The following is a 20,731-nucleotide window of genomic DNA, read 5'->3' as shown; positions in this document are numbered from 1 at the left end:
GCTAACCTCGGGACATGGACCTGTGACCTGGCCGACATCGCCGGGCGAGGCACGCCGATCCCCGGCACGGCCGGGGACGACGCACGTCGGGAGAGAGGGAATCCCTGACCTATGAGCACGAGCGCGAACGGCAACGGCTCCTTGTCGGCCGTGCGGCCGACCGAGGTCGCCAAGCTGGACCGGGTGGTCATCCGGTTCGCCGGCGACTCCGGTGACGGCATGCAGCTGACCGGCGACAGGTTCACCTCGGAAGCGGCCGCCTTCGGCAACGACCTGTCGACCATGCCGAACTTCCCCGCGGAGATCCGCGCGCCACAGGGCACCATCCCGGGCGTCTCGAGCTTCCAGGTGCACTTCGCCGACTACGACATCCTCACCCCGGGCGACCGGCCGGACGTCCTGGTCGCGATGAACCCCGCCGCCCTGAAGGCGAATCTCGCCGACGTCCCGGCGGGCGGGACGATCATCCTCAACACCGACGAGTTCTCCAAGCGGAACCTGGTCAAGGTCGGCTTCGAGAACGACCCCCTCGACGACGACACCCTTTCGGCCTATCAAGTCCACCGGGTCGCCATGTCGACGTTGACCAGGGGCGCGCTCGAAGAGACCGGACTGTCCAAAAAGGACGCCGAACGCGCGAAGAACATGTTCGCGCTCGGGCTGCTCTCCTGGATGTACCACCGGCCGACCGAAGGCACGGAACGGTTCCTGCGCGAGAAGTTCGCCAAGAAGGCCGACATCGCCGAGGCCAACATCCTGGCCTTCCGCGCCGGCTGGAACTACGGCGAGACGACGGAGTCGTTCGCGACGACGTACGAGGTCGCGCCCGCGAAGCTGAACCAGGGCACGTACCGCCAGATCACCGGGAACACCGCGCTGGCGTACGGGCTGGTCGCCGCCGGGCAGCAGTCCGGCCTGCAGATCCTGCTCGGCACGTACCCGATCACCCCGGCGTCGGACATCCTCCACGAGCTGTCCAAGCACAAGAACTACGGAATCCTCACCTTCCAGGCCGAGGACGAGATCGCCGGCATCGGCGCGGCGCTCGGCGCCTCCTACGGCGGCGCGCTGGGCGTCACCTCGACGTCCGGGCCCGGTGTCGCGCTGAAGTCCGAGGCCATCGGCCTCGCGGTGATGACCGAACTGCCGCTGGTCGTCGTCGACGTCCAGCGCGGCGGCCCGTCGACCGGCCTGCCGACCAAGACCGAGCAGGCCGACCTGCTGCAGGCGATGTTCGGCCGCAACGGCGAATCCCCGGTGCCGATCGTCGCGCCGCTGTCCCCCGCGGACTGCTTCGACGCGGCACTGGAGGCCACGCGGATCGCGCTGAAGTACCGCACGCCGGTGTTCCTGCTCTCGGACGGCGCGATCGCGAACGGCTCCGAGCCGTGGCTGATCCCGAACGTCGAGGATCTGCCGGATCTGCGCGTGGAATTCGCCACCGAGCCGAATGCCGAGGACGGTTCCGGGGAATTCTGGCCGTATGTACGCGACCCCGAGACCCTCGCGCGCCAGTGGGCGCTGCCGGGCGCCGCCGGTCTGCAACACCGCATCGGCGGGCTGGAGAAGGCCGACAAGACCGGCCACATCTCCTACGACCCGGACAACCACGACAAGATGGTGCGGCTGCGCCAGGCCAAGATCGACGGTATCGACGTCCCGGACCTCGTCGTCGATGATCCGAGCGGCGGCAAGGCACGGGTGCTGGCACTCGGCTGGGGCTCGTCCTACGGGCCGATCGGCGCCGCGTGCCGCCGCGTCCGCAAGGACGGCATGCCGATCGCGCAGGCGCATCTGCGTCACCTCAACCCGTTCCCCGGCAACCTCGGTGACGTACTCCGTTCGTACGACACCGTCGTCGTCCCGGAAATGAACCTCGGCCAGCTTTCGATGCTCTTGAGGGCCAAGTATCTCGTCGACGTGAAGTCGTACACGAAGGTCGCCGGGCTGCCCTTCAAGGCCGAAGAGCTGCAAGGCGTCTTCACGGAGATCATCACCAGTACGGAGGGGGCGAAGTGACCGCGATCGACCTGGGGATCCCCACCCTCGGCGGCTTGGACCTTGTGCCGACCGAGACCGAACCGCAGAAGGCGAAGGACTACAAGTCGGACCAGGAGGTCCGCTGGTGTCCCGGCTGCGGTGACTACGTCGTGCTCAACGCCGTGCAGTCGTTCCTGCCGACGCTCGGCCTCAAGCGCGAGAACATCGTGTTCATCTCGGGTATCGGGTGCTCCTCCCGGTTCCCGTACTACCTGAACACCTACGGCATGCACTCGATCCACGGCCGGGCGCCGTCGATCGCGACCGGGCTCGCGACCGCGCGACCGGATCTGTCGGTGTGGGTCGTCACCGGTGACGGCGACGCGCTGTCCATCGGCGGCAACCATCTGATCCACGCGTTGCGGCGCAACGTGAACATCAAGATCCTGCTGTTCAACAACCGGATCTACGGCCTCACCAAGGGCCAGTACTCGCCGACGTCCGGTCCGGGCATGGTCACGAAGTCCACCCCGATGGGCTCGGTCGACACCCCGTTCAACCCGCTTTCGCTGGCGATCGGCGCCGAGGCGTCGTTCGTGGGCCGCGCGCTCGACTCGGACCGCAAGGGCCTGACCGAGGTCCTGGAAGCCGCCGCGAAACACCGCGGGTCGGCGCTGGTGGAGATCTACCAGAACTGCCCGATCTTCAACGACGGCGCCTTCGACGTCCTCAAGGACAAGGACGAGGCCGCCACCCGGCTCATCCCGCTGAAGGCCGGCGAGCCGATCAAGTTCGGGCCGCAGGGCGAATACGGTGTCACGCGCGGCGGCTGGGCCGGGCTGGAGGTCGGGAAGGTCGCGAACATCGGCGAGGAGAACCTTGTCGTGCACGACCCCACGATCGAGGACACGTCGTACGCGTTCGCGCTTTCGCGGATCGGCGACCAGAACCTGAACCACGTGCCGACCGGCATCCTGCGGCAGGTCGAGCGGCCCACCTACGACGACCAGGCGCGTGCCCAGGTCACGGAGGCCCAGGCCGCGCGGAAGCCGGATCTGCAGGGGCTGCTGCGCGGCAAGGACACCTGGACCGTGGTTTAGGTCGCCCTTCCCCGAACGCAATGAAAGGTCCTTTCCTCGCAAATTTTGCGAGGAAAGGACCTTTCATTGCACTCAGGTGAGGGGACGGAAGCCAACCCGCTCAGCGTCGGCGGCCGTACGGAACCAGACCTCCGCGACCATCTTCGGGAACTGCTGCGAGTCCTCCGTGCAGTACCGCAGAGCGGTCACGCTCGCCTTGACCGCGAAGTCGTCGGCGGGACGGCCGCCACCCGGCCGCGGCATCGCCGAACCGGGACCGAACGGGCCGGGCGGGACGGACTCGGCCACCGGAGCGGAGACCTGCCGCGCGGGCGGGGGCTCCGGCGCGGGCATCGCGTCGCCCGGCTGGACGGCGGGTTCGAACAGCGAACCGCTCTGCCCACCGGACAGCTCCGGCTCACGGCGTTCGATCGCCCGCATCGACGGCTGGATCGGCTGAGGCGGCTCGAAACCGCCGCGGACCGCGCCGCGCGGCGTGCGCTTGGGCAGCACCTGGGTGGCTTCGGCGGGCGTCTCGGGCTCCGAGTCGAGGTGCCCGGCCTTCGCTTCTTCGTCGGAGCCGAACGCATACGCGGGAGGATCGTGAAGCTCCTCTTCCCGCTCGAACCAGTTGGTCTCGACGGGAGCCTGTTCCGTCTCCACGCGCGACGCGGGGCTGAACAGCGAAACCGGCTCCGGCTGCGTCTCGGCGCCTTCGGGGTCCAGCTGCATCTCCAGGCGGGACCGGTACGGCCCCTCGCCCGGCAACGGCGGCTGGGGCTCGGGCTCGGGTTCCGGCTCGAGGTCCAGCTTCGACGCGGGCTGGAGGTAGTCGGTCGCCGCGGCGACGTACGGGTTCGCCGGCTCGGGCTCAGGCTCGGGTTCCGGCTCCGGCAGGGCCGCCGGGATGAACTGCGTCCGCTCGGCCGCGGGCTCCGGGTCGGGTTCGGGCTCCGGCTCCGTCCGCTCCGCCGTGCGGTACTCGGCCTCGTACTCTTCTTCGGGTTCGAAGGTCTGCGTCGCGGTCGGAGAGTGCTCCGGCTCCTTGACGACGTCCTGAACAGGCTCCTCGGCAGGCTCGGTCCACTGCTGCGCGGGCTCCTGCTCGGTGAGCGTCTCGGGATACGCGGGCTTCGGCTCCTCGGCCGCCGCGAACTCCTCGTCCAGATCGTCGTGCGACGGCTTCGTGAGGTACGCGGTGCCGCCGGCGACGGCCGCGGCACCCGCGCCGAGGCTCACGCCGGCGGGCAGCCGGGACGTCTCGGCGTGCGCGGTGGCCAGCGAGCTTTCGAGCTCACGGATGCGCTTGCGCGCCGGGATCACCAGCACCAGCCAGGTGAGCAGCGCGCCGACGACGAACGCCAGCAGACTCCACAGCCAAACCTGTCCGAAAATGGACATCTAACCTGCCCTTTGTCAATGCGTTCGCGCGACCAGGTAGTCGGCGACCGATTCGCAGGCGTCCCGGGCGGGCGACGCGGGCAGCGCCGCGAGCTCGGCACGCGCCCGACGAGCGTAGTCGGAAAGAGTTTCGCGTGCGCGTTCGAGTCCGGACGAGGCCCGCAGCAGGCCGAGGGCCTCGGCGACGAGCTTGTCGTCGGAGATCGGGCCGGACAGCAGCTCGACCAGGCGCGGGTCGGTGGCCGGGTCGGCCAGCGCGTACAGCATCGGAAGCGTGCGGACGCCTTCGCGCAGGTCCGTGCCCTGCGCCTTGCCGAGCTCGTCGGAAGCGGAGGCGATGTCGATGACGTCGTCGGAGATCTGGAACGCCGTCCCGATGATGTCGCCGAAGCGGCGGAGCGCGTCGATGTACTCGTCGGGCGCGCCGGACATCATCCCGCCGAACCGGCCGGAGGTGGCGATCAGCGAACCGGTCTTCTGCGCGATGACCGTGAGGTAGTGCTCGACGGCGTCGTCGCCGTCGGCCGGGCCGACCGTCTCGCGCATCTGCCCGGTGACCAGCTCGCCGAAGGTCTCGGCGATGATCCGGGCCGCGTCGGTGCCGAGGTCGGCGACCAGCCGCGAGGCGTGCGCGAACAGGAAGTCGCCGGTCAGGATGGCGATGGTGTTGTCCCAGCGGGCGTTGACGCTCTCCGCGCCGCGGCGCATCGTCGCCTCGTCCATCACGTCGTCGTGGTACAGCGTCGCGAGGTGCACCAGCTCGACGGCCGCGGCGGCGGTGACCACCTGGTCGCCCTGCTTCGGCCCGAACTGCGAGGCCAGCAGCGTGAACAACGGACGGAAGCGTTTGCCACCCGCCTCGACCAGGTGCGAAGCGGCGTCCTCGACGGCCTTGACGTCACTGCGGACGACCTCGCGGAGCAGGGTCTCGACGTCGGCGAGACCGGTCGCGAGGGTGCGCAGGAGCTGCTCGTCGGCGATCTGGAGTCCCACGGACGCGCGCAGGTCCTCGATGGCACCACCTGGGGCAGGTGAAGACACAGACACGTCGGCTCCGCTCTCTTTGACACCGTTCGGGGTTGCTCCCAGCGTAGTGGCTAGCCGCTGAGGCCTGTTGACGTGCTGTCCTGCGGAAACGGTGACGAAGATGACACCCCCGTCGAGTATCCGGCCGGCGTCGGCGCGAACGGGTCAGCGGCGGCGGATCTTGATGTCGTCCATGCAGGTCGCCTTGCCCGCGACGTCGCGGTACGGATAGCCCTTGGCGTCCAGCATTTCCATGACCTTCAGCTCGGCTTCGTCGAGTACGTCACGTTCTTCTTCGCCCTGCAGCGTGATGCGGAAGGTGAACGCGCCGAGGTGCGCGCTGTAGGTGAGCAGGCCGTCCTCGGTGAACCCGATCGCCTGGTGGTCGCTCAACTCCGCGAGGAGCCGGGCGCGGGTGCCGGCATCGGGGTGGTCGAACTTGCCGTTGACGAGGACGCGGTAGGTCGGCATACGCCCGAATATACAGACCTGTATCCGGATACGAATCCGAATATCCAACGGGTGTCCATGATCCACGGTCGAGTGAAACGACCGTCACGCGCGCAACGGGCGAATCCGACACGCAGATAGTGATGACAAAGGAAGAACGGCCAACCGGCTCGCTCTCCGTCACGTGAGGAGGACGTGGAAATGCGCATCACCATCGCAGGCCGGGCCGGCCTGGTCGGCGCACTGCTGCTGGCGGGCCTCGGCGCCGGAGTGGCTCCGGCCGCCGCGTCGAACCCGGCCGGAATGGCGTCACTCGGCTCCGCCGCCTTCACCAAGGGCACCTCGGCGCCGATCTCGATCGCCTCGCTCGCCGACTGCGCGGTCGAGGGACCGACCAGCAACTCTTCCGGGGTCGTGACCAGGACCGGGATCACGTTCGGTGGCGGCACGACGACGTGCACGACCACCGTCGTCGACCCCGAAAACGACGTGACCACGACGAAGTCGGAGGCCAAGGGCCAGAACTTCGAGCTGTCGGCGCTGGTCTCGTCGAGCGGGCCGCGGATCAAGATCAGGTCCTACTCGGTCAGCTGCACGGCGACCCAGACCGGCACGAACGCGAGCTGGACCTACGGCGGCGCGACCGGGCTCGGCACCCTGCCGTCGCCGGTGCCGGTCGGCTACGTCAAGCCGATCACCAAGTCCAACGGCACCCTGCTCGCCGAAGCGATCTTCAACGAACAGACCTTGCCGGGTAACGGCAGCATCGGGCTGACCATGCTGCGGATCAAGTTCGCCCCGGCCTCGAACATCACCGGCGAAGTGGTCATCGGGCGCACTGCCTGTTCCCCCACTCCGTAAGCCATCCCGCCGGGAAAGGGGCGTCCGGAATCTGCCGGGCGCCCCTTTTCCATTCTGGCTTATATAAGTCTCTGCTGATATCTTGGCGGCAGCCGAGCAGAGGAGGGCACCGATGGTCGACGTGACCAGCCAGATCGACTCCGTCCAGCGCAAGCTGGGCAAGCGCGTGATCGAAGCGGGCGAGGCGGTGACGGCGACCGTCAGCCAGGTGTACGACACCGGGCTCGACGATCTCTGGGACGCCTGCACCAACCCCGAGCGCATCCCGCGCTGGTTCCTGCCGGTGAGCGGCGAGCTGCGCGTCGGCGGGAAGTACCAGCTCGAAGGCAACGCGGGCGGGACGATCGAACGCTGCGACCCGCCGAAGAGCTTCGCCGCGACCTGGGAGTACGGCGGCGACGTCAGCTGGATCGAGCTCCGGCTGACACCCGAAGCCGACGGGCGCACCCGGTTCGAACTCGACCACACCGCCGTCCCCAGCGAGCACTGGAACCAGTTCGGGCCCGGCGCGGTGGGCATCGGCTGGGACATGATGCTGAACGGGCTCGCGCTCCACCTCGAATCCGGCGAAGCCGCCGATCCCGAGGCGGCCATGGCCTGGATGACCAGCGAAGAAGGCGTGCGGTTCATGACGCTGAGCAACGAGGCCTGGTACGAGGCCGACGTCGCCAACGGGACGGACGCGGCCACCGCCCGCACCCGCGCCGACGCCACCTTGGCCGCCTACACCGCGCCGCCGGAGAGCTGAAGATCTTCGGCGAGTTCCGGGGCGCGAAGCAGGTCGATCAGCTCGTCGTCCGCCCGGAACACGGCGCGGGCGCCCGGCATCCCCGCCTGCCGGAGCATGGCGTGGAGGACGTCGGCGTGCGGCTGGTCGAGCAGGGTCCAGACCATCGCGCGCCGCTTCACCTCGTCCCCCAGCTCGCGCGCCGTCCACCAGGCGAGGACGAGCGCGGTCACCTGGCTGACCGCGGTTTCCCGCCCCCGCGCCAATTGCGCGCGGTTCAGCCCGCACACCTTGATGGTCTGTTCGCCCTTTTCGGTCAGTGCGCGGTAAGTCCCGATCGACAGCACCAGGAACAGGTGTTCCAGCGGGTCTTCGGCGGTCGGGTCGACGAGCAGGCTGTTGCCGTCTTCGTCCACCGGGAACAGGTCGCGTTTGTGGTGGCTGTTGCAGTATTCGCAGGCGAGCACGTGATTGAGCCAGTCGAAGGCGCGGCCGGGATTCCTCGCGATCGGCTCGAAATGGTCCACAGTGGACCCGAGGCCGTCTCCGCAGTACATGCAGTAGCCGCGGCCGGCGGCCATGACGTCCAGCCCGGCCCGCAAAGAACGCCGTACGGCACGGGAAACCCGCCAGAGTCGCCGGGCTTCCTTCGTGTCACCGGGAGGGATCCGCGCCGTCAGCTCTTCGAGATCGGCCACCACCTGCCCCGGCAGCGCGATCCGGCGGATCCCGATCACCGATCGTCGGCCTCGAACCGCCTGGCCACCTCGTCGACCCGGCTCGGCGGTGAGCTGCTCAGCATGCCGCGCAGGCGTTCCCATTCCCGGACGCCGTTCGCGTCCGCCCGGCCGGACGCCACCTGGAATTCGAGCTCGGCGAGATGCTCCCGCAGTTCGACCGCCTGCGGCGAATAAGGCGTGTCCAAGCCGAAAAGGTCGGACAGCACCGCGTCGTCCCCGGAGCCGAACACGACCCGCTCGTACAGCTCCTCGGAGACCACACGCGGCGGAACCTCCTCGTCGGGCCCGGAAAGCCGGATGAGCCCGCCGGGGTCGGCGGCCTGGCAGACGTAGGGGCTGTGCGTGGTGACGATGAACTGGATCCGCGGGAAATGCGCCTTGAACCACGGCCCCATGCGTTTCTGCCACGACACGTGGAGATGCGCGTCCACCTCGTCGATGATCACGACGCCGGGGCTCTCGTGATCGAGGCCGGCGCTGTCTAGTTGCTTGAGCAGGTCGACCACGAGCGCCGTCACCGTGCGATAGCCGTCGCTCATCTCGCGCAGCGGGAACCGGTCGCCTCGGTACTCGACCCAAAGCCCGTCCGAATCGACGTCCCGGATCCGGTAACCGCCCGGCAGGAGACCGTCCCCGAGGATCTCCAACGCCTTGTCCTTCAGCTCGCGCGCGCCCGCTTTTCCTTCCAGGGCACGGAGATGCTGATTGATCAGCCAGGTGACTCCCTCGGCGAGCGAGGCGTCTTCGTGGAAGAGGCTGGCCATCCGCGCCAGCGACCCCGCGCCGCGCATCCACGACTCGGCCTCGCCACTGCCGCCCGCGAGCCGCCGGAAGGGCCCGTACGCGGCGCAGAACGGCTGGCCCGGGGGAAGCCCGGAGATCGGGAGCAGACCGGAGTCGAGCCAGCGGACCTCGACCGGCGCCGGCCCTTCCTCGCGCATGACCGAAAGCTCGATGGACCCGGACGTCTGATCCGTCGAGATCCAGCTGCCGGCGTCCGACAACAGGCCCCACGCGACGTCCGGCGCCGCCGCGACCGCGATGGCGCGCAGCAACGAGGTCTTGCCCGAACCGTTGCGCCCGGCGAGGACCACCCAGCCGGGGCCGGGAAGCCGCAGGTCGACGGCGCGGGCGCCGCTGAAGCCGCGGATGTTCTCCAGCCGGACCCGCTCGATGTACATGGAGGAAGCTTACGACGGTGTGGCCGTCACCTGGGCCCCCGAAAGTGGGTCGCCATCACGAAATCCATCACAGCGAGCGCATTGCCGACGTCCAGGTCCGAAACGACCTGCCGGCGGTCCCAGTCTTTGCTCCCTCTCTCGTGCTCGGGCACGACCCTCAGCCGGACATGCCCGCGAACGTCGATGTTCCCGAGCGGTGCGGCGTAAAGGGCGAATTCGCGGTCGTCCTGCGTACGGAACGTGACCCCAGGGCTCTCGCCGAACGTGATCAGCTGGTGGTCTTTGTAGGTCTTGTTCGGGTCAGCGTGCCACTCCCCCGGCGTGGCGATCGGCGCGAAGTCCGCCCCGAAGGCCATCTTGACCGCGTCGCGGAACACCGCGCATTCGAGGTTCGGATCGGCGGCGCCGGCGGCGAGGATCTTCTCGGCACCGGTCGGCACTTCGACCTCTACAGCCGGATCGCAGGTCTCCCCTTTTTCGGTGGCGCCCCAGTCCGCGCAGGCCCCCACCCGGGCACTGTCTTGACCTTCCGGTGGGTAGACGAGGTCGCGGGGCAGTTTCGCGGCGCCCGCGGTGGCGAAGTCCCGGAGGAGTCCGCAGTCCTTGCTGCGGCTGGCCCTGCCGACCTCGAACGTGATCGCGCGCTCGAAGCTCACCGGCACTGTGATCTCGCAACCATCGAGACCGCCCATGCGCCTGGTCTCGGTCTGATAGCCCTTCACGCCGCCCAAGTCGATGACGGCGCCGTCGACCCGGTGGAGAACAAGGTGGCTCGGGTCCATATCGCGGACCGAGATCAGGTCGTAGCCCCCACGGAACAGCGAGCACTGCTTCCTGTCACGTTTCACCTCCGTTCTCCGCTCGACCGGCCGGGTATCGCCTCCCTTCCTACGGTCGTAAACGGCGAGGTCGATCAACTCGCAGAGATCCAGCGTCGCGAGCGCCGTATCGACGGCCTCCTCGTCGCGATCCGCCGGACGCGGCTGCTTCGGCTGCCATTTCGGAAACTGCGGTGGCGGAGGGGGCGTTTCCACGGATTCCGCACAACCCGCCAGCAGGCTCAGGAGTACTGCGCCGAAAATCACTCTTCAAAACTTCATTACGCAGAGTATGCAAATTTTGCATGCCGCCCACCAGGTAGAACCCTGTTTCTCGAGGCGCATTCACACGATCGGTTTTCACGGATAGTCACCGAGTCTGGCTCGGCTATTCAGCAGGGAACGTGGCTTTATGCAGACGGGTTCACCGGCCCGGGAACCCTGGTAATCTTCCCGGCGTCGGATTACGCAGGGTGCATCGGGGAGACGCGCCTTGTAGCCACGGGAGGGGCACATGACGACGGTGACTTCGGGGCGGCTTCGGCCATTCAGCGGGGAGCGGTTCGGCGCCGCGGGGGTGCATGGCCGTGCCTGAGGGGACACCCGTATATCAACCTGGCTTCGACCCGGGCTCGGTCTGTAAGGCTCCGCCCACTGGGGGCTCCTATGGGACGCCTGTCGCGGAAGGCGCCGGGTTCAAGTACGACGAGGCGACACTGCATGAGCTGGTCAAAGAGTGGTCTGACCTGGCCGTTGAATACCGGAAAGACCGCACCCATGCGTTCAACATCGCCGCCGCCCAGCCTCCGGGGCTGGAGTACGCGAGCGGGGACAACGCCCTGCTTACCCGCAAGTCCGGCGAAGCGCTCGTCAAGGCACTGAACGACCGCGTCGCCTATTGCGAGAACATGGCCAAGAAGTACGTCACCGCTCTCGGCAAGTACGCCACCGCCGAGGATCACGCCAGAATCGCCATCAACCAGCAGTCGGAGGGCCTCACCTGATGCGACGCGCCACCCTGTTCCTCAGCGCGGCCGCGCTCGCAGCTCTCTCCTCGTGCTCGACACCGACCGTCGACGGCAGCCCCACCCCCACCAGCGGCGGACCGAGCTCCGCGCCTTCGAGTTCGACCGGCTTGCCGCCAGGCGTCCCCAAGGTAGGGAACCCGATCGACGTGGCACGGTTCAAACAAGACCCCTGCGCCACGCTCACCGAACCCCGGGTCGACGAACTCCTGGGCACCCGGGCCGAAGCCGAGCGAGCGGACGGCGCAGCCGGACCTTCCTGTCTGTGGCGCATCCCCTCCACATCTCGGCCTGTGGTCCAAGTGATCGTCAGTGATTTCGGTGACAGCGGCACCGCGAAGTTCTATGCGGGCAAGGGGACGAACTACAAGTTTCTCGAACCACTCGAACCGATCGACGGCTATCCGGTGACCGCCTATGGAGTCATCGACATCCGCGGCCAAGGCGACTGCTCGGTGGCGCTGGGGACCAGCGATACCCAATCACTGGGCATCGCCTCGACACTGTCTGAGGTCAACATCGGCAAGAAGGATCCGTGCGCCATCGCACGAGAAGCCGCGATCAGGGTGCTGGCCACCATCCGAGGGGGTAACTGATGCCGGCAGGACCGCTCACCGCCACCCAGATCTATGAACAGATCACGGGTGGCGAAGGCACCGGATCACTGGCTCGTGCACAGGAAAGTGCCTACACCCTAGCTTCCAAACACTCAGAACGCTTGCAACGGATCACGGCCCTCAGCCAGAAGACCGCCGGCGGCTGGCAGGGTGGCGCAAGTGACGCAGCCGTCGCGGCGACTCGACCGCTCGTCGACGCCGCTGCGGACGACGCTATGCACGTAACGATCGCCCAGAACGCCATGACGAGCCAAACGGACGCGTTCGGTAAGGCCAAGAACTCGGTCAAGCCGGTTCCGCCCGAGCAGCCCGCACCGACCGCCGAGGACGTCAAGGCCGTCATGGGTGGCAGCCTGGTCGGCTACTGGAGCCGGGTGCAGGGGTACCAAGCCGACAGCCAGCACAACATCGACACTTTCGCGTCCTACCACTCCGCCAGCACCGCCAACGGCGACGAGCTGCCCGCCCAGTACGCGCAGCTCACCGACCCCGGCGGCAGCGTCACACTGGACGAGGGCGGCGCCGGGAAGCCCGTGGTGAAGGGGTTCGGCGACGGCTCCGACGGACGCGAGCATGGCGCCGGCGAGCCGTACCGAGGCCCGAGCGGACCGAGCGGACCCAGTGGCCCCAGCACGCCGAGTGGGCCCAGCGGGCCGAGCGCGCCGGCGCCGGGTGGCGCACAGGACAGCGGTCCTCAGCCTGGGCAAGGGCCTCAGCCTGGCCAGTACCCGGGCACGCAGCATCCTGGCCATCAGCTACCGGACGACGGGACCCGTGCGAGTTCGTACACGCCGCCCCAGACAACGCCGGTGGTACCGCCGGCGGCGAACCTCGACTTCGGGCCGACCGGGAAACCGAACCCGACCTATAACACGCCTGGTGCCTTCCCGCCCGGTTACGGACCCGGGATGAGCGGGCCCGGTGTCTACGGCCCTGGAGGCAGGCCGCCAGGCGTCCCAGGTACGACAGGCGGACCTGGTGCGACAGGCGGCCCCGGTGCCGGCGGGACAGGCAGGCCTGGCGGGACAGGGCAGCAGCCCGGCATGGGTGGTCGTAGCGGCGCGGGAATGCACGGCGAGGCCATGGGCGGCCGTGGCGCGGCGGGAGCGGCCGGTTCCGCTGGTCGTGGCGGCGCGAACGGAATGCCGATGGCGCCCGGCGCCGCCCGCGGGAAGGGCGAGGAGGACAAGGAGAAGAAGGCTCCGGCCTACCTCCAGAACCCGGACCCGGACGAGACCTTCGGCGGCTACATCGAAAAGCCGATGCCGCCGGTGATCGGCGAGAAGAAGAAGTAGCACCACAGTCCCAGGGGAGGGAGCCACGTGGTGCTCGCGCGCCCGGTCGAGATCACGCTCGACACACTGTTGACCGCGTTCCGTCACGCCGGTTGCGGAGATCCGCATCTGATCTTCGCGGGCGGGCTGCGGTACATCCCGCCGTCGTCGCGGAACGGCGAAGACCGGGCGGCGTTCGAGGAGCTCGGTGGGCTCGGGTTCACCGAGGGCAAGCGGCTGACCAGCGACTTCGAGGACGTCCTGCACATACTCGACCGGCCGAACACCGAGTACTACGCGACGGTCCGCACGGAGACGGAGCAGTACAGCGTGCTCGTCGCCGTACGCGGGCGCGCCGCGGTGACGGCGATCTGCGAAGGAAACCGGGTGTGGCTGAAGGGCGTGCGAACCTCCGACCGCGCGGCCGCGCTCGTGATGAACCTGCCCGAGTACCCGCCCGCGCGATTCTCGCCATTCTCCTTGCCCCAGGACGATTTCAACGGCGACGGTGGCAACGATCTCTACGACGAGCCTGCGTCTCGAAGCCGGGAAGCCCGGCAACTGGACGAGGTGTTCGAGCTGCCGTATTTCGGCGTCGGGTTCTTCGCCGCGGCCATGCGCCCCGACGGCGGAAGACGCACGGAAGCCAAGGACGACCTGACGTATCTCGACCTCGACGCCGGCCGGGTCGCCATGCACGTGAGCGGTTCTCCCCGGAACCGGTACATCACCGTCCTGCCCGGCGAACCCACGCTATTGGCGCAAAAGGTCGCCGCGTTGCGAGCGAGCCTCGACCACTGACTCGATCAGGCGCACCGACCGGGCGGGATCCAGCGCGACAGCGTCCACAGTGGACTGGACGTAGGGTGTGACATCGCAGCGCCGGTGCAGGAACAGCCCGGTCCCCGGTGTTTCAAGTAGACCAACGGCCGCGCGGGACCGAATTCCAGCCGAACGTAGTCGCCACCGGGATACGCTCCGGCGGCGAAGGGGATGACCCGGAGTTCGACGGTGGGCCGTTCGGCCACCTCGATGAGATGTTGGAGCTGATTCGTCATCACTCTCGGCCCACCGACCTGGCGGCCCAGCACCGCGAAAGAAGAGTTCGTAGCCCTCGCGTCGGCAGGTGTTCGGAGCGGCTCAGGAACCAGCGTGGTCCCGAAAGCGACGATCTTGGTGGTCTCCTTTCCGTACTGCACAAGCGTTTCCCGCTGAACGGCCAAGTCGGCGAACCACCAGGGTCCGTTGTCGCGAGCCAGCGAGAGCAGCGCGGGCACCTCCTCGGCGGATGCCGCGCGCAGGTCGGTTTCGATCCGGCTGATCGTCGACTGGGACCACACCAGTTTGTCGGCCACCTCGGTCGCGGCCAGTTTGGCGGCCTTCCGCGCGACACGAAGTGCCTCGGCGAGCGCTCTCGCCCGGGGTGTGGGCTTCGGCATCGCGAGCAACCTACCCCATGCGCCCCGGCAAGTCATTCCCCGAGCCGGGCGACCTCGCGAACAGCCCCCGAAATAGCGGTGAAGTCCTTCTTCAGCAGCGCCCCGTGGTTGCTCTCGACCTTCGCGCTCACCTTGATGTTCGGGTTGCGGATGGTCACCGCGTCGAGCCCGGCGCGGATCTGTTCCTGCTCGTCCCCCTTACTGCCGAACGACGTTCCCGACGCGACCACGTACCGCGTCGGAACCTTGATGTCGTCGAGCACCGGGCCGAGTTCGGCCTCCCTCGAGAGCTTGCCGAGTTCGATGTTGCTCTCCGCCTGCTGGGCGGCGGTCATCCGCGGCGTCAGGCCGGTCGGGCGCAGCAGCGGCATGATCAGGTTGAGCCGCTTGAACAGCTTGCGGATCCGCTGTTCCATGGCGTCGTCCAGCCAGTCGTACGGGAACGCGCCGTCGACCAGGACCGTGCCGATGGTGCGCGCCGGGTTCCTGGCGGCCCAGTGCGCCGCGACGACCGCGCCGTAGGACCAGCCCACCACGATGGCCCGCTCCACTCCGCGGGCCGCGAGGACGGCGTCGACGTCGCGGACGGCGGCCTCGAAGGAGTAGTCGGCCGAACGCCGCGACTTGCCGCGGGCGCGCTCGTCGTAGGTGATGTGGCGGAAGTCCGTGCCCAGGTCGGCGAGGATCCGCCGCCAGTAGCCCTGGGTGGCGAACTGGCCGTTGAGGTAGATGACGGGGATGCCGGGGCCGCCGGTGTCGGTGACGGCCAGCGCGGTGTCTTCGACGGGGACCATCCCGGTCCAGGTGGAGGAAGTCATGAGGGCACTATCGAGGTCCGGCCTGACACCCCTCTGACGTCGCCCTGACACGAAAAAGCCCCCTCACGTCAGCGAGGGGGCCTTTCGCGAACCGGGACTACTTGAGGGCGAAACCGCCGGAGCCCGCCCAGTCGAGGGCGAACGCCGGGAGCAGGCCCAGCACCAGCGTGACGATGACGCCGAGCGTGATCGCCGTGGTGGTGAACGCGCCGGGCACGGTGACGGTCGGGCCGTCGGGCGCCGGCTCGGAGAAGTACATCAGCACGATCACCCGCAGGTAGAAGAACGCGGCGACGGCGCTGAAGACCAGGGCGACGACGACCAGCGGCGCCATCCCGTCGGACAGGGCCGCCGAGAACACCACGAATTTGCCGACGAAGCCACTGGTCAACGGGATACCGGCCAGCGCGAGCAGCAGGAAGGTGAACACACCCGCCAGTACCGGAGACCGCTTCGCCAAGCCTGCCCAGGCGGACAGGTGCGTCGCCTCGCCGTTCGAGTCCCGCACCAGCGAGACGACACCGAACGCGGCGAGCGTGGTGAAGCCGTAGGCCAGCAGGTAGAACAGCGTGCTCGAGAGGCCTTCCTCGGTCATCGCGATGGCACCGACGAGCAGGAAGCCGGCGTGCGCGATGGACGAGTAGGCGATCATGCGCTTCACGTCGGTCTGCGTCAGGCCCAGCACCGCGCCGATCAGCATCGAGATGATCGCGACGGCCCAGAGCACCCCGCGCCATTCCCAGCTGGTCGACTCGAACGCCACCTGGAACACCCGCAGGATCCCGCCGAACGCGGCGACCTTGGTGCAGGCACCCATGAACGCGGTGACCGGCGTCGGCGCGCCCTGGTAGACGTCCGGGGTCCAGGTGTGGAACGGGCCGACCGAGCCCTTGAACAGCAGGCCGACCGCGAGCAGCCCGAGCCCGGCGAACAGCAGCGTGTCCGACCGGTCCGAACCGGCGGCGGCGTTGGCGATGTCCGACAGCTTCACGGAGTTCGCGTAGCCGTAGAGCAGCGCGAGACCGTAGAGGAAGAACGCCGACGAGAAAGCGCCGAGCAGGAAGTACTTGACCGCGGACTCCTGCGAGAGCAGGCGACGGCGACGGGCCAGACCGCACATCAGGTACAGCGGCAGGCTCAGCACTTCGAGCGCGATGAACATGGTGAGCAGGTCGTTCGCCGCGACGAACGCCATCATGCCGCCGAGCGCGAACAGCGTCAGCGGGAAGACCTCGGTCTGCATGCCGGTGGTGCCGACCTGCGCGCGGTCCTGGACCGTGCCGGGGCGGATACCGGCCTGCGCGACGAACGCGCCACCCGGCTCGACCGAGCGGTCCGCGATCAGCAGCAGCGCGCCCAGTGCGAGCGCCAGCAGCGTGCCCCACAGGAACAGCGACGGCCGGTCGACGGCGATGGCGCCGCTGAAGGTCGTGACGCCGCCCTTCGGCGCGGAAGTGCTGGCGTACCAGGCGAGGAAGACGCCCGCCGCCCCGATCCCGACCAGGGACAGGAAGACCTGCGAAGGCCACCGCATGTGCTTGGGCAGGAAGGCTTCGAACAGCACGCTGACACACGCGGCCCCGAGGATGATCAGGATCGGCGTGACGGCGAAGTAGTCGATCGACGGCACCTGCACCGGTGGCGCCTGAGTCAAGAAGAGCACGGTTTACTTGCCTCCCTGCACGGACGACATCGTCGCCTGCACCGACGGGGTGATCGTGTCGAGCACCGGCTTGGGATAGAACCCGAGCGCGATGATCAGCACGACCATCGGCGCCAGGATCGCGATCTCCCGGCCGCCGAGGTCCTTGATGGCTTTGGTGGCCCCGAGTTCCGGAGCCATGGCCGTCCCCGGTCCGCCACCGGCGCCGATCAGGGCGTCGCCGCGGACGGGCCCCTGCATGACGCGCTGGTAGAGCCAGAGCACGTAAGCCGCGGCCAGCACCATGCCGACCGTCGCGATGATCGTGTACACCGGGTAGTCCACAAAGGACCCCAGCAGCACCAGGAACTCACTGATGAAGGAGTTCGTGCCCGGCAGGGACAAAGTGGACAGACCGGCGATGAGCAGCATCCCGCCGAGCAGCGGGGTCACCTTCGCCATGCCGCCGTAGTCGGAGATCCTGGTGGATCCGCCGCGCATCACGATCAGGCCGACGACCACGATCAGCATGCCGGTGGCGAGGCTGTGGTTCAGCATGTACGACACCGAGCCGACCATCGCCTGCTCGTTGAAGGTGAAGATGCCCAGTGCGATGAAGCCGAAGTGGGCGATCGACACGTACGCGATGAAGCGCTTCATATCGCGCTGCCCGGCCGCGAGGATCGATCCATAAAGGACACCCGCGACAGCGAGCACCAGCACCCACGGCGCGAGTTCCTTGCTGGCGTCGGGGAACATCGGGAGGCAGTAGCGCAGGAACCCGAACGTGCCGACCTTGTCCAGCACGCCGACCAGCAGCACCGCGACGCCGATGGGCGCCTGGCCCGCGGCGTCCGGCAGCCAGGTGTGGAACGGCACCAGCGGGGCCTTGATCGCGAACGCGAGGAAGAACCCGAGGAACAGCCAGATCTGCGTGCCCAGCGGAGCGTCGCGGACGACCGTGACGAGGGTTTCCCAGTCGAAGCTGCCCTTGCCGAGCTTGTCCGACGCGAGCGAGTACGCCCCGATCGCCGAGGCCAGCATGATCAGGCCGCCGAGGAACGAGTACAGGAAGAACTTGACCGCCGCGTACTGCCGGTTCGCGCCGCCGTAGCCGCCGATCAGGAAGTACATCGGGATCAGCATGATCTCGAACAGCACGTAGAACAGGAAGACGTCGGTCGCGGCGAACACCGCGATGGTCAGCGCCTCCTGCACCAGGATCAGCGACAGGAACCCGCCCGCCGAGCGCCCGGCCGGGAGCTTGTCGGTCAGGCCCAGCGCGCCGACCACGATCGGCACCAGCAGGCCGATGACCGCGATCATCACCAGCGCGATGCCGTCGATGCCGAACGAGATGTGGATGCCGAAGTTCGGGATCCAGTCCATCGAGGACTTCTGCTGGATGCGGTCCCCCGAAGGCGTGTAGCTCGCCCACATCGGGATCACCAGCAGGAACGTCAGGAGCGACACCACGAGCGCGGTGAGCGTCGCGAGCCTGTCGTTCTTCTTCATCCCCGCGACGACCGCGGCGCCGACGAGCGGCAGCAGGATGGTTGCGAGTACCAGTGTCATGGGAGGGTCCTCACAAGAGTCGCGGCAGCCGAATCAACCACAGAGCGCGCCCCGGCCGAAGGCCCCGCGATCGCGGGGGCAGGGCGCCCTGACTCGAGACCTGAGCCAGACAGCGGAAGTCGCGCCCTGTCGACGCAATCGCGGAAGCGCGCAAGCCGCGTGATGGCTTTTGCAGTCATGCGAACCTCACCAGCAGAAGTGCCGCCAGAAGCAGGAATGTGCCGCCCAGCATGGACAGTGCGTACGAGCGGACGAAGCCGGTCTGCAGGCGGCGCAGGCGCCCGGATCCGCCGCCGAGCGCGGCGGCGATCCCGTTGACCGCGCCGTCGACGCCGCGGTTGTCCACGTAGACCAGCGCCCTGGCGAGCCAGGTGCCCGGGCGGGCGACCAGCGTCTCGTTCAGGGTGTTGCCGTAGAGGTCGTTGCGCGCGGCCTTGACCACGGCCGAGACCCGCTCGGGGCGTTCCACCGGAACGTCCTTACGGCCGACGAAGAGCCACGCCGCCGCCGCGCCGAGCACCGAAAGCGCCACGGTGAGGATCGGCACCAGCGCGTGCGGGATGACGCTGTGGCCACCCTCTTCGAGCGGGCCGACCACCGGCGAGAGCCATTCGGCGAACCGGTCGCCGAGGGCGAAGAACGCACCGGCACCGATCGAGCCGATCGCCAGGATGATCATCGGCCACTTCATCACCGCGGGCGATTCGTGCGGGTGGAAGTCGCGGCCGTCGGAGCTCTTGATCTCCTTCCAGCGTTCCTTGCCGAAGAAGGTCATCACCATCAGGCGGGTCATGTAGAACGCGGTGAGGCCGGCGCCGAGCAGTGCCGCGCCACCCATCACCCAGCCGCGCCAGCCGCCCTGCGACAGCGCCGCTTCGATGATCGCGTCCTTGGTGAAGAAGCCCGAGAGCGGCGGGATGCCGATCAGCGCCAGGTAGCCGAGGGCGAAGGTCCAGAAGGTGACCGGCAAGTGCTTGCGCAGCCCGCCGAACTTCCGCATGTCGACCTCGTCGTTCATGGCGTGCATGACCGAACCGGCCCCGAGGAACAGTCCGGCCTTGAAGAAACCGTGCGCCACCAGGTGCATGATGCCGAGCGCGTAGGCGATCGGCCCGAGGCCGACGGCGAGCATCATGTAGCCGATCTGGCTGACCGTGGAGTACGCCAGGACCTTCTTGATGTCGTCGTAGGCGCAACCGATGATGCATCCGATCAGCAGCGTGACCGTGCCGACGAGGGTGACGATCAGGCGGCCGTCCGCGGTGGCGTTGAAAATCTCGTGCGCGCGGGCGACCAGGTAGACGCCGGCGGTGACCATCGTCGCCGCGTGGATGAGGGCCGAGACCGGGGTCGGGCCCTCCATCGCGTCGGGAAGCCAGGCCTGCAGCGGGAACTGGCCGGACTTACCGCAGGCGCCCAGCAGCAGGAGGATCGCGATCGCGGTGACCGCACCGGTCGGGATCTGGCCGACGGCGCCGAACACCTCGGCGTAACCGGTGCTCCCGACGTACTTGAACATCAGGAAGATCGCCAGCGCGAGCCCGACGTCACCGACGCGGTTCATCAGGAACGCCTTCTTCGCCGCGGTGGCCGCGGACGGGCGGTCCTGGTACCAGCCGATGAGCAGGTACGACGCGAGACCCACGCCTTCCCAGCCGAGGTACAGCGTCACGAAGCTGTTGCCCAGCACCAGGATCAGCATCGAGGCGACGAACAGGTTGAGGTACGCGAAGAACCTCGACCGGTCACGGTCCTCGGCCATGTAGCCGATCGAGTAGAAGTGGATCAGCATGCCGACGCCGGTGATCAGCAGCACGAACGTCAGCGACAGCGCGTCGATCCGCAGCCCGAAGTCGACCTGCAGCGCCGAAACCGGGATCCACGAGAACAGCTTGACGTCGGCGGTGGCCTTCGTGTCGGCCGTGAAGAACAGGATCAGGCCGTACACGAAGGACAGCGTGACGGTGGCGCTGCCGAGAAGGTGTCCCCAAGGACGAGCGCGTTTACCGGCCAGCAGAAGAATCAGGGCGCCGAGGGCGGGAAAGGCCACCAGCAGCCACGATGATGCGGTCACTCTC

At 68.1% G+C, this 20,731-nt stretch carries 19 protein-coding genes; 8 read left to right on the top strand and 11 right to left on the bottom strand.

The window, feature by feature from the left end; all coding sequences use genetic code 11:
* Nucleotides 1-111: 111 nt before the first annotated feature.
* A complete protein-coding gene (locus AORI_RS43720) occupies nucleotides 112-2,019 on the top strand; it encodes a 2-oxoacid:acceptor oxidoreductase subunit alpha (protein WP_016330987.1) in 1,908 nt (635 codons plus the stop codon).
* Nucleotides 2,016-3,080: a 2-oxoacid:ferredoxin oxidoreductase subunit beta gene (locus AORI_RS43715; protein WP_016330986.1), complete on the top strand. Its 1,065-nt coding sequence runs from the start codon at nucleotides 2,016-2,018 to the stop codon at nucleotides 3,078-3,080. Before AORI_RS43720 ends, AORI_RS43715 begins: the two co-directional genes overlap by 4 nt.
* A 72-nt stretch (nucleotides 3,081-3,152) precedes the next feature.
* Here AORI_RS43715 and AORI_RS43710 read toward each other — a convergent pair whose 3' ends face one another.
* The 3 genes from AORI_RS43710 to AORI_RS43700 all read right to left on the bottom strand — a co-directional run bounded on the left by AORI_RS43710 (nucleotide 3,153) and on the right by AORI_RS43700 (nucleotide 5,957).
* On the bottom strand, nucleotides 3,153-4,460 hold the full coding sequence (locus AORI_RS43710) for a sunset domain-containing protein (protein ID WP_016330985.1): 1,308 nt from the start codon (nucleotides 4,458-4,460) through the stop codon (nucleotides 3,153-3,155).
* Between the two features lie 15 nt (nucleotides 4,461-4,475).
* The gene (locus tag AORI_RS43705; protein WP_043847873.1) at nucleotides 4,476-5,501 is read right to left on the bottom strand and encodes a polyprenyl synthetase family protein; all 1,026 of its coding nucleotides are present in this window, start codon (nucleotides 5,499-5,501) and stop codon (nucleotides 4,476-4,478) included.
* A gap of 150 nt (nucleotides 5,502-5,651) precedes the next feature.
* The gene (locus AORI_RS43700; protein WP_016330983.1) at nucleotides 5,652-5,957 is read right to left on the bottom strand and encodes a DUF6204 family protein; all 306 of its coding nucleotides are present in this window, start codon (nucleotides 5,955-5,957) and stop codon (nucleotides 5,652-5,654) included.
* 180 nt (nucleotides 5,958-6,137) lie between these two features.
* Here AORI_RS43700 and AORI_RS43695 point away from each other — a divergent pair, with 180 nt between their 5' ends.
* Together AORI_RS43695 and AORI_RS43690 are read left to right on the top strand one after the other, a co-directional pair.
* Nucleotides 6,138-6,797: a hypothetical protein gene (locus AORI_RS43695; protein WP_016330982.1), complete on the top strand. Its 660-nt coding sequence runs from the start codon at nucleotides 6,138-6,140 to the stop codon at nucleotides 6,795-6,797.
* A gap of 112 nt (nucleotides 6,798-6,909) precedes the next feature.
* Complete coding sequence (locus AORI_RS43690) at nucleotides 6,910-7,545, top strand: SRPBCC family protein (RefSeq protein ID WP_016330981.1); 636 nt, start codon at nucleotides 6,910-6,912, stop codon at nucleotides 7,543-7,545.
* On the opposite strand, the gene AORI_RS43685 is transcribed toward AORI_RS43690, so the two are convergent.
* From AORI_RS43685 to AORI_RS43675, 3 genes are read right to left on the bottom strand one after another with little or no spacing between them, the layout of a single operon-like run.
* Nucleotides 7,521-8,261, bottom strand: coding sequence for an HNH endonuclease (locus AORI_RS43685; RefSeq protein WP_016330980.1), 741 nt, complete (start codon nucleotides 8,259-8,261; stop codon nucleotides 7,521-7,523). The genes AORI_RS43690 and AORI_RS43685 overlap by 25 nt on opposite strands.
* Entirely contained in the window at nucleotides 8,258-9,445 is a 1,188-nt protein-coding gene (locus AORI_RS43680; protein WP_016330979.1) for an AAA family ATPase, read from the bottom strand. Before AORI_RS43680 ends, AORI_RS43685 begins: the two co-directional genes overlap by 4 nt.
* Before the next feature lie 26 nt (nucleotides 9,446-9,471).
* A complete protein-coding gene (locus tag AORI_RS43675; protein WP_016330978.1) occupies nucleotides 9,472-10,530 on the bottom strand; it encodes a hypothetical protein in 1,059 nt (352 codons plus the stop codon).
* 314 nt (nucleotides 10,531-10,844) lie between these two features.
* Here AORI_RS43675 and AORI_RS43670 point away from each other — a divergent pair, with 314 nt between their 5' ends.
* From AORI_RS43670 to AORI_RS43655, 4 genes are all read left to right on the top strand, one after another.
* Nucleotides 10,845-11,267 carry a hypothetical protein gene (locus AORI_RS43670; RefSeq protein ID WP_016330977.1) on the top strand — a complete coding sequence of 141 codons (423 nt, stop codon included), beginning with the start codon at nucleotides 10,845-10,847 and terminating at the stop codon, nucleotides 11,265-11,267.
* Complete coding sequence (locus AORI_RS43665) at nucleotides 11,267-11,884, top strand: DUF3558 domain-containing protein (RefSeq protein ID WP_016330976.1); 618 nt, start codon at nucleotides 11,267-11,269, stop codon at nucleotides 11,882-11,884. Before AORI_RS43670 ends, AORI_RS43665 begins: the two co-directional genes overlap by 1 nt.
* Before the next feature lie 263 nt (nucleotides 11,885-12,147).
* The gene (locus tag AORI_RS43660; protein ID WP_228688289.1) at nucleotides 12,148-13,200 is read left to right on the top strand and encodes a hypothetical protein; all 1,053 of its coding nucleotides are present in this window, start codon (nucleotides 12,148-12,150) and stop codon (nucleotides 13,198-13,200) included.
* A gap of 27 nt (nucleotides 13,201-13,227) precedes the next feature.
* Nucleotides 13,228-13,980 (top strand): ESX secretion-associated protein EspG, encoded by a 753-nt coding sequence (locus AORI_RS43655; protein ID WP_016330974.1) that lies wholly within the window; start codon nucleotides 13,228-13,230, stop codon nucleotides 13,978-13,980.
* 5 nt (nucleotides 13,981-13,985) lie between these two features.
* On the opposite strand, the gene AORI_RS82130 is transcribed toward AORI_RS43655, so the two are convergent.
* From AORI_RS82130 to nuoL, 5 genes are all read right to left on the bottom strand, one after another.
* Nucleotides 13,986-14,618, bottom strand: a complete 633-nt coding sequence (locus AORI_RS82130; protein ID WP_016330973.1) for a Scr1 family TA system antitoxin-like transcriptional regulator — start codon at nucleotides 14,616-14,618, stop codon at nucleotides 13,986-13,988.
* A gap of 32 nt (nucleotides 14,619-14,650) precedes the next feature.
* A complete protein-coding gene (locus tag AORI_RS43645) occupies nucleotides 14,651-15,436 on the bottom strand; it encodes an alpha/beta fold hydrolase (protein ID WP_016330972.1) in 786 nt (261 codons plus the stop codon).
* A gap of 97 nt (nucleotides 15,437-15,533) precedes the next feature.
* A complete protein-coding gene (gene nuoN / locus AORI_RS43640; protein ID WP_016330971.1) occupies nucleotides 15,534-17,099 on the bottom strand; it encodes an NADH-quinone oxidoreductase subunit NuoN in 1,566 nt (521 codons plus the stop codon).
* A gap of 3 nt (nucleotides 17,100-17,102) precedes the next feature.
* Nucleotides 17,103-18,653: an NADH-quinone oxidoreductase subunit M gene (locus AORI_RS43635; protein WP_016330970.1), complete on the bottom strand. Its 1,551-nt coding sequence runs from the start codon at nucleotides 18,651-18,653 to the stop codon at nucleotides 17,103-17,105.
* Nucleotides 18,654-18,828: 175 nt separating this feature from the next.
* A complete protein-coding gene (gene nuoL, locus AORI_RS43630) occupies nucleotides 18,829-20,727 on the bottom strand; it encodes an NADH-quinone oxidoreductase subunit L (RefSeq protein WP_016330969.1) in 1,899 nt (632 codons plus the stop codon).
* Between the last annotated feature and the right edge of the window lie 4 nt (nucleotides 20,728-20,731).

The organism is Amycolatopsis keratiniphila, assembly GCF_000400635.2.
GTDB lineage: Bacteria > Actinomycetota > Actinomycetes > Mycobacteriales > Pseudonocardiaceae > Amycolatopsis > Amycolatopsis keratiniphila.
The sequence above is the reverse complement of the archived record's forward strand: the minus strand, read 5'-3'. Positions and strand labels throughout refer to the sequence as shown.

Excerpts from the sequence above, each read along its gene's own strand:
- AORI_RS43695 (WP_016330982.1), top strand. The coding sequence starts at position 6,138 with ATGCGCATCACCATCGCAGGCCGGGCCGGCCTGGTCGGCGCACTGCTG.
- AORI_RS43720 (WP_016330987.1), top strand. The coding sequence starts at position 112 with ATGAGCACGAGCGCGAACGGCAACGGCTCCTTGTCGGCCGTGCGGCCG.
- AORI_RS43660 (WP_228688289.1), top strand. The coding sequence starts at position 12,148 with ATGACGAGCCAAACGGACGCGTTCGGTAAGGCCAAGAACTCGGTCAAG.
- AORI_RS43665 (WP_016330976.1), top strand. The coding sequence starts at position 11,267 with ATGCGACGCGCCACCCTGTTCCTCAGCGCGGCCGCGCTCGCAGCTCTC.
- AORI_RS82130 (WP_016330973.1), bottom strand. The coding sequence starts at position 14,618 with ATGCCGAAGCCCACACCCCGGGCGAGAGCGCTCGCCGAGGCACTTCGT.
- AORI_RS43635 (WP_016330970.1), bottom strand. The coding sequence starts at position 18,653 with ATGACACTGGTACTCGCAACCATCCTGCTGCCGCTCGTCGGCGCCGCG.
- AORI_RS43680 (WP_016330979.1), bottom strand. The coding sequence starts at position 9,445 with ATGTACATCGAGCGGGTCCGGCTGGAGAACATCCGCGGCTTCAGCGGC.
- AORI_RS43700 (WP_016330983.1), bottom strand. The coding sequence starts at position 5,957 with ATGCCGACCTACCGCGTCCTCGTCAACGGCAAGTTCGACCACCCCGAT.
- AORI_RS43710 (WP_016330985.1), bottom strand. The coding sequence starts at position 4,460 with ATGTCCATTTTCGGACAGGTTTGGCTGTGGAGTCTGCTGGCGTTCGTC.
- AORI_RS43670 (WP_016330977.1), top strand. The coding sequence starts at position 10,845 with ATGGCCGTGCCTGAGGGGACACCCGTATATCAACCTGGCTTCGACCCG.
- AORI_RS43645 (WP_016330972.1), bottom strand. The coding sequence starts at position 15,436 with ATGACTTCCTCCACCTGGACCGGGATGGTCCCCGTCGAAGACACCGCG.
- AORI_RS43690 (WP_016330981.1), top strand. The coding sequence starts at position 6,910 with ATGGTCGACGTGACCAGCCAGATCGACTCCGTCCAGCGCAAGCTGGGC.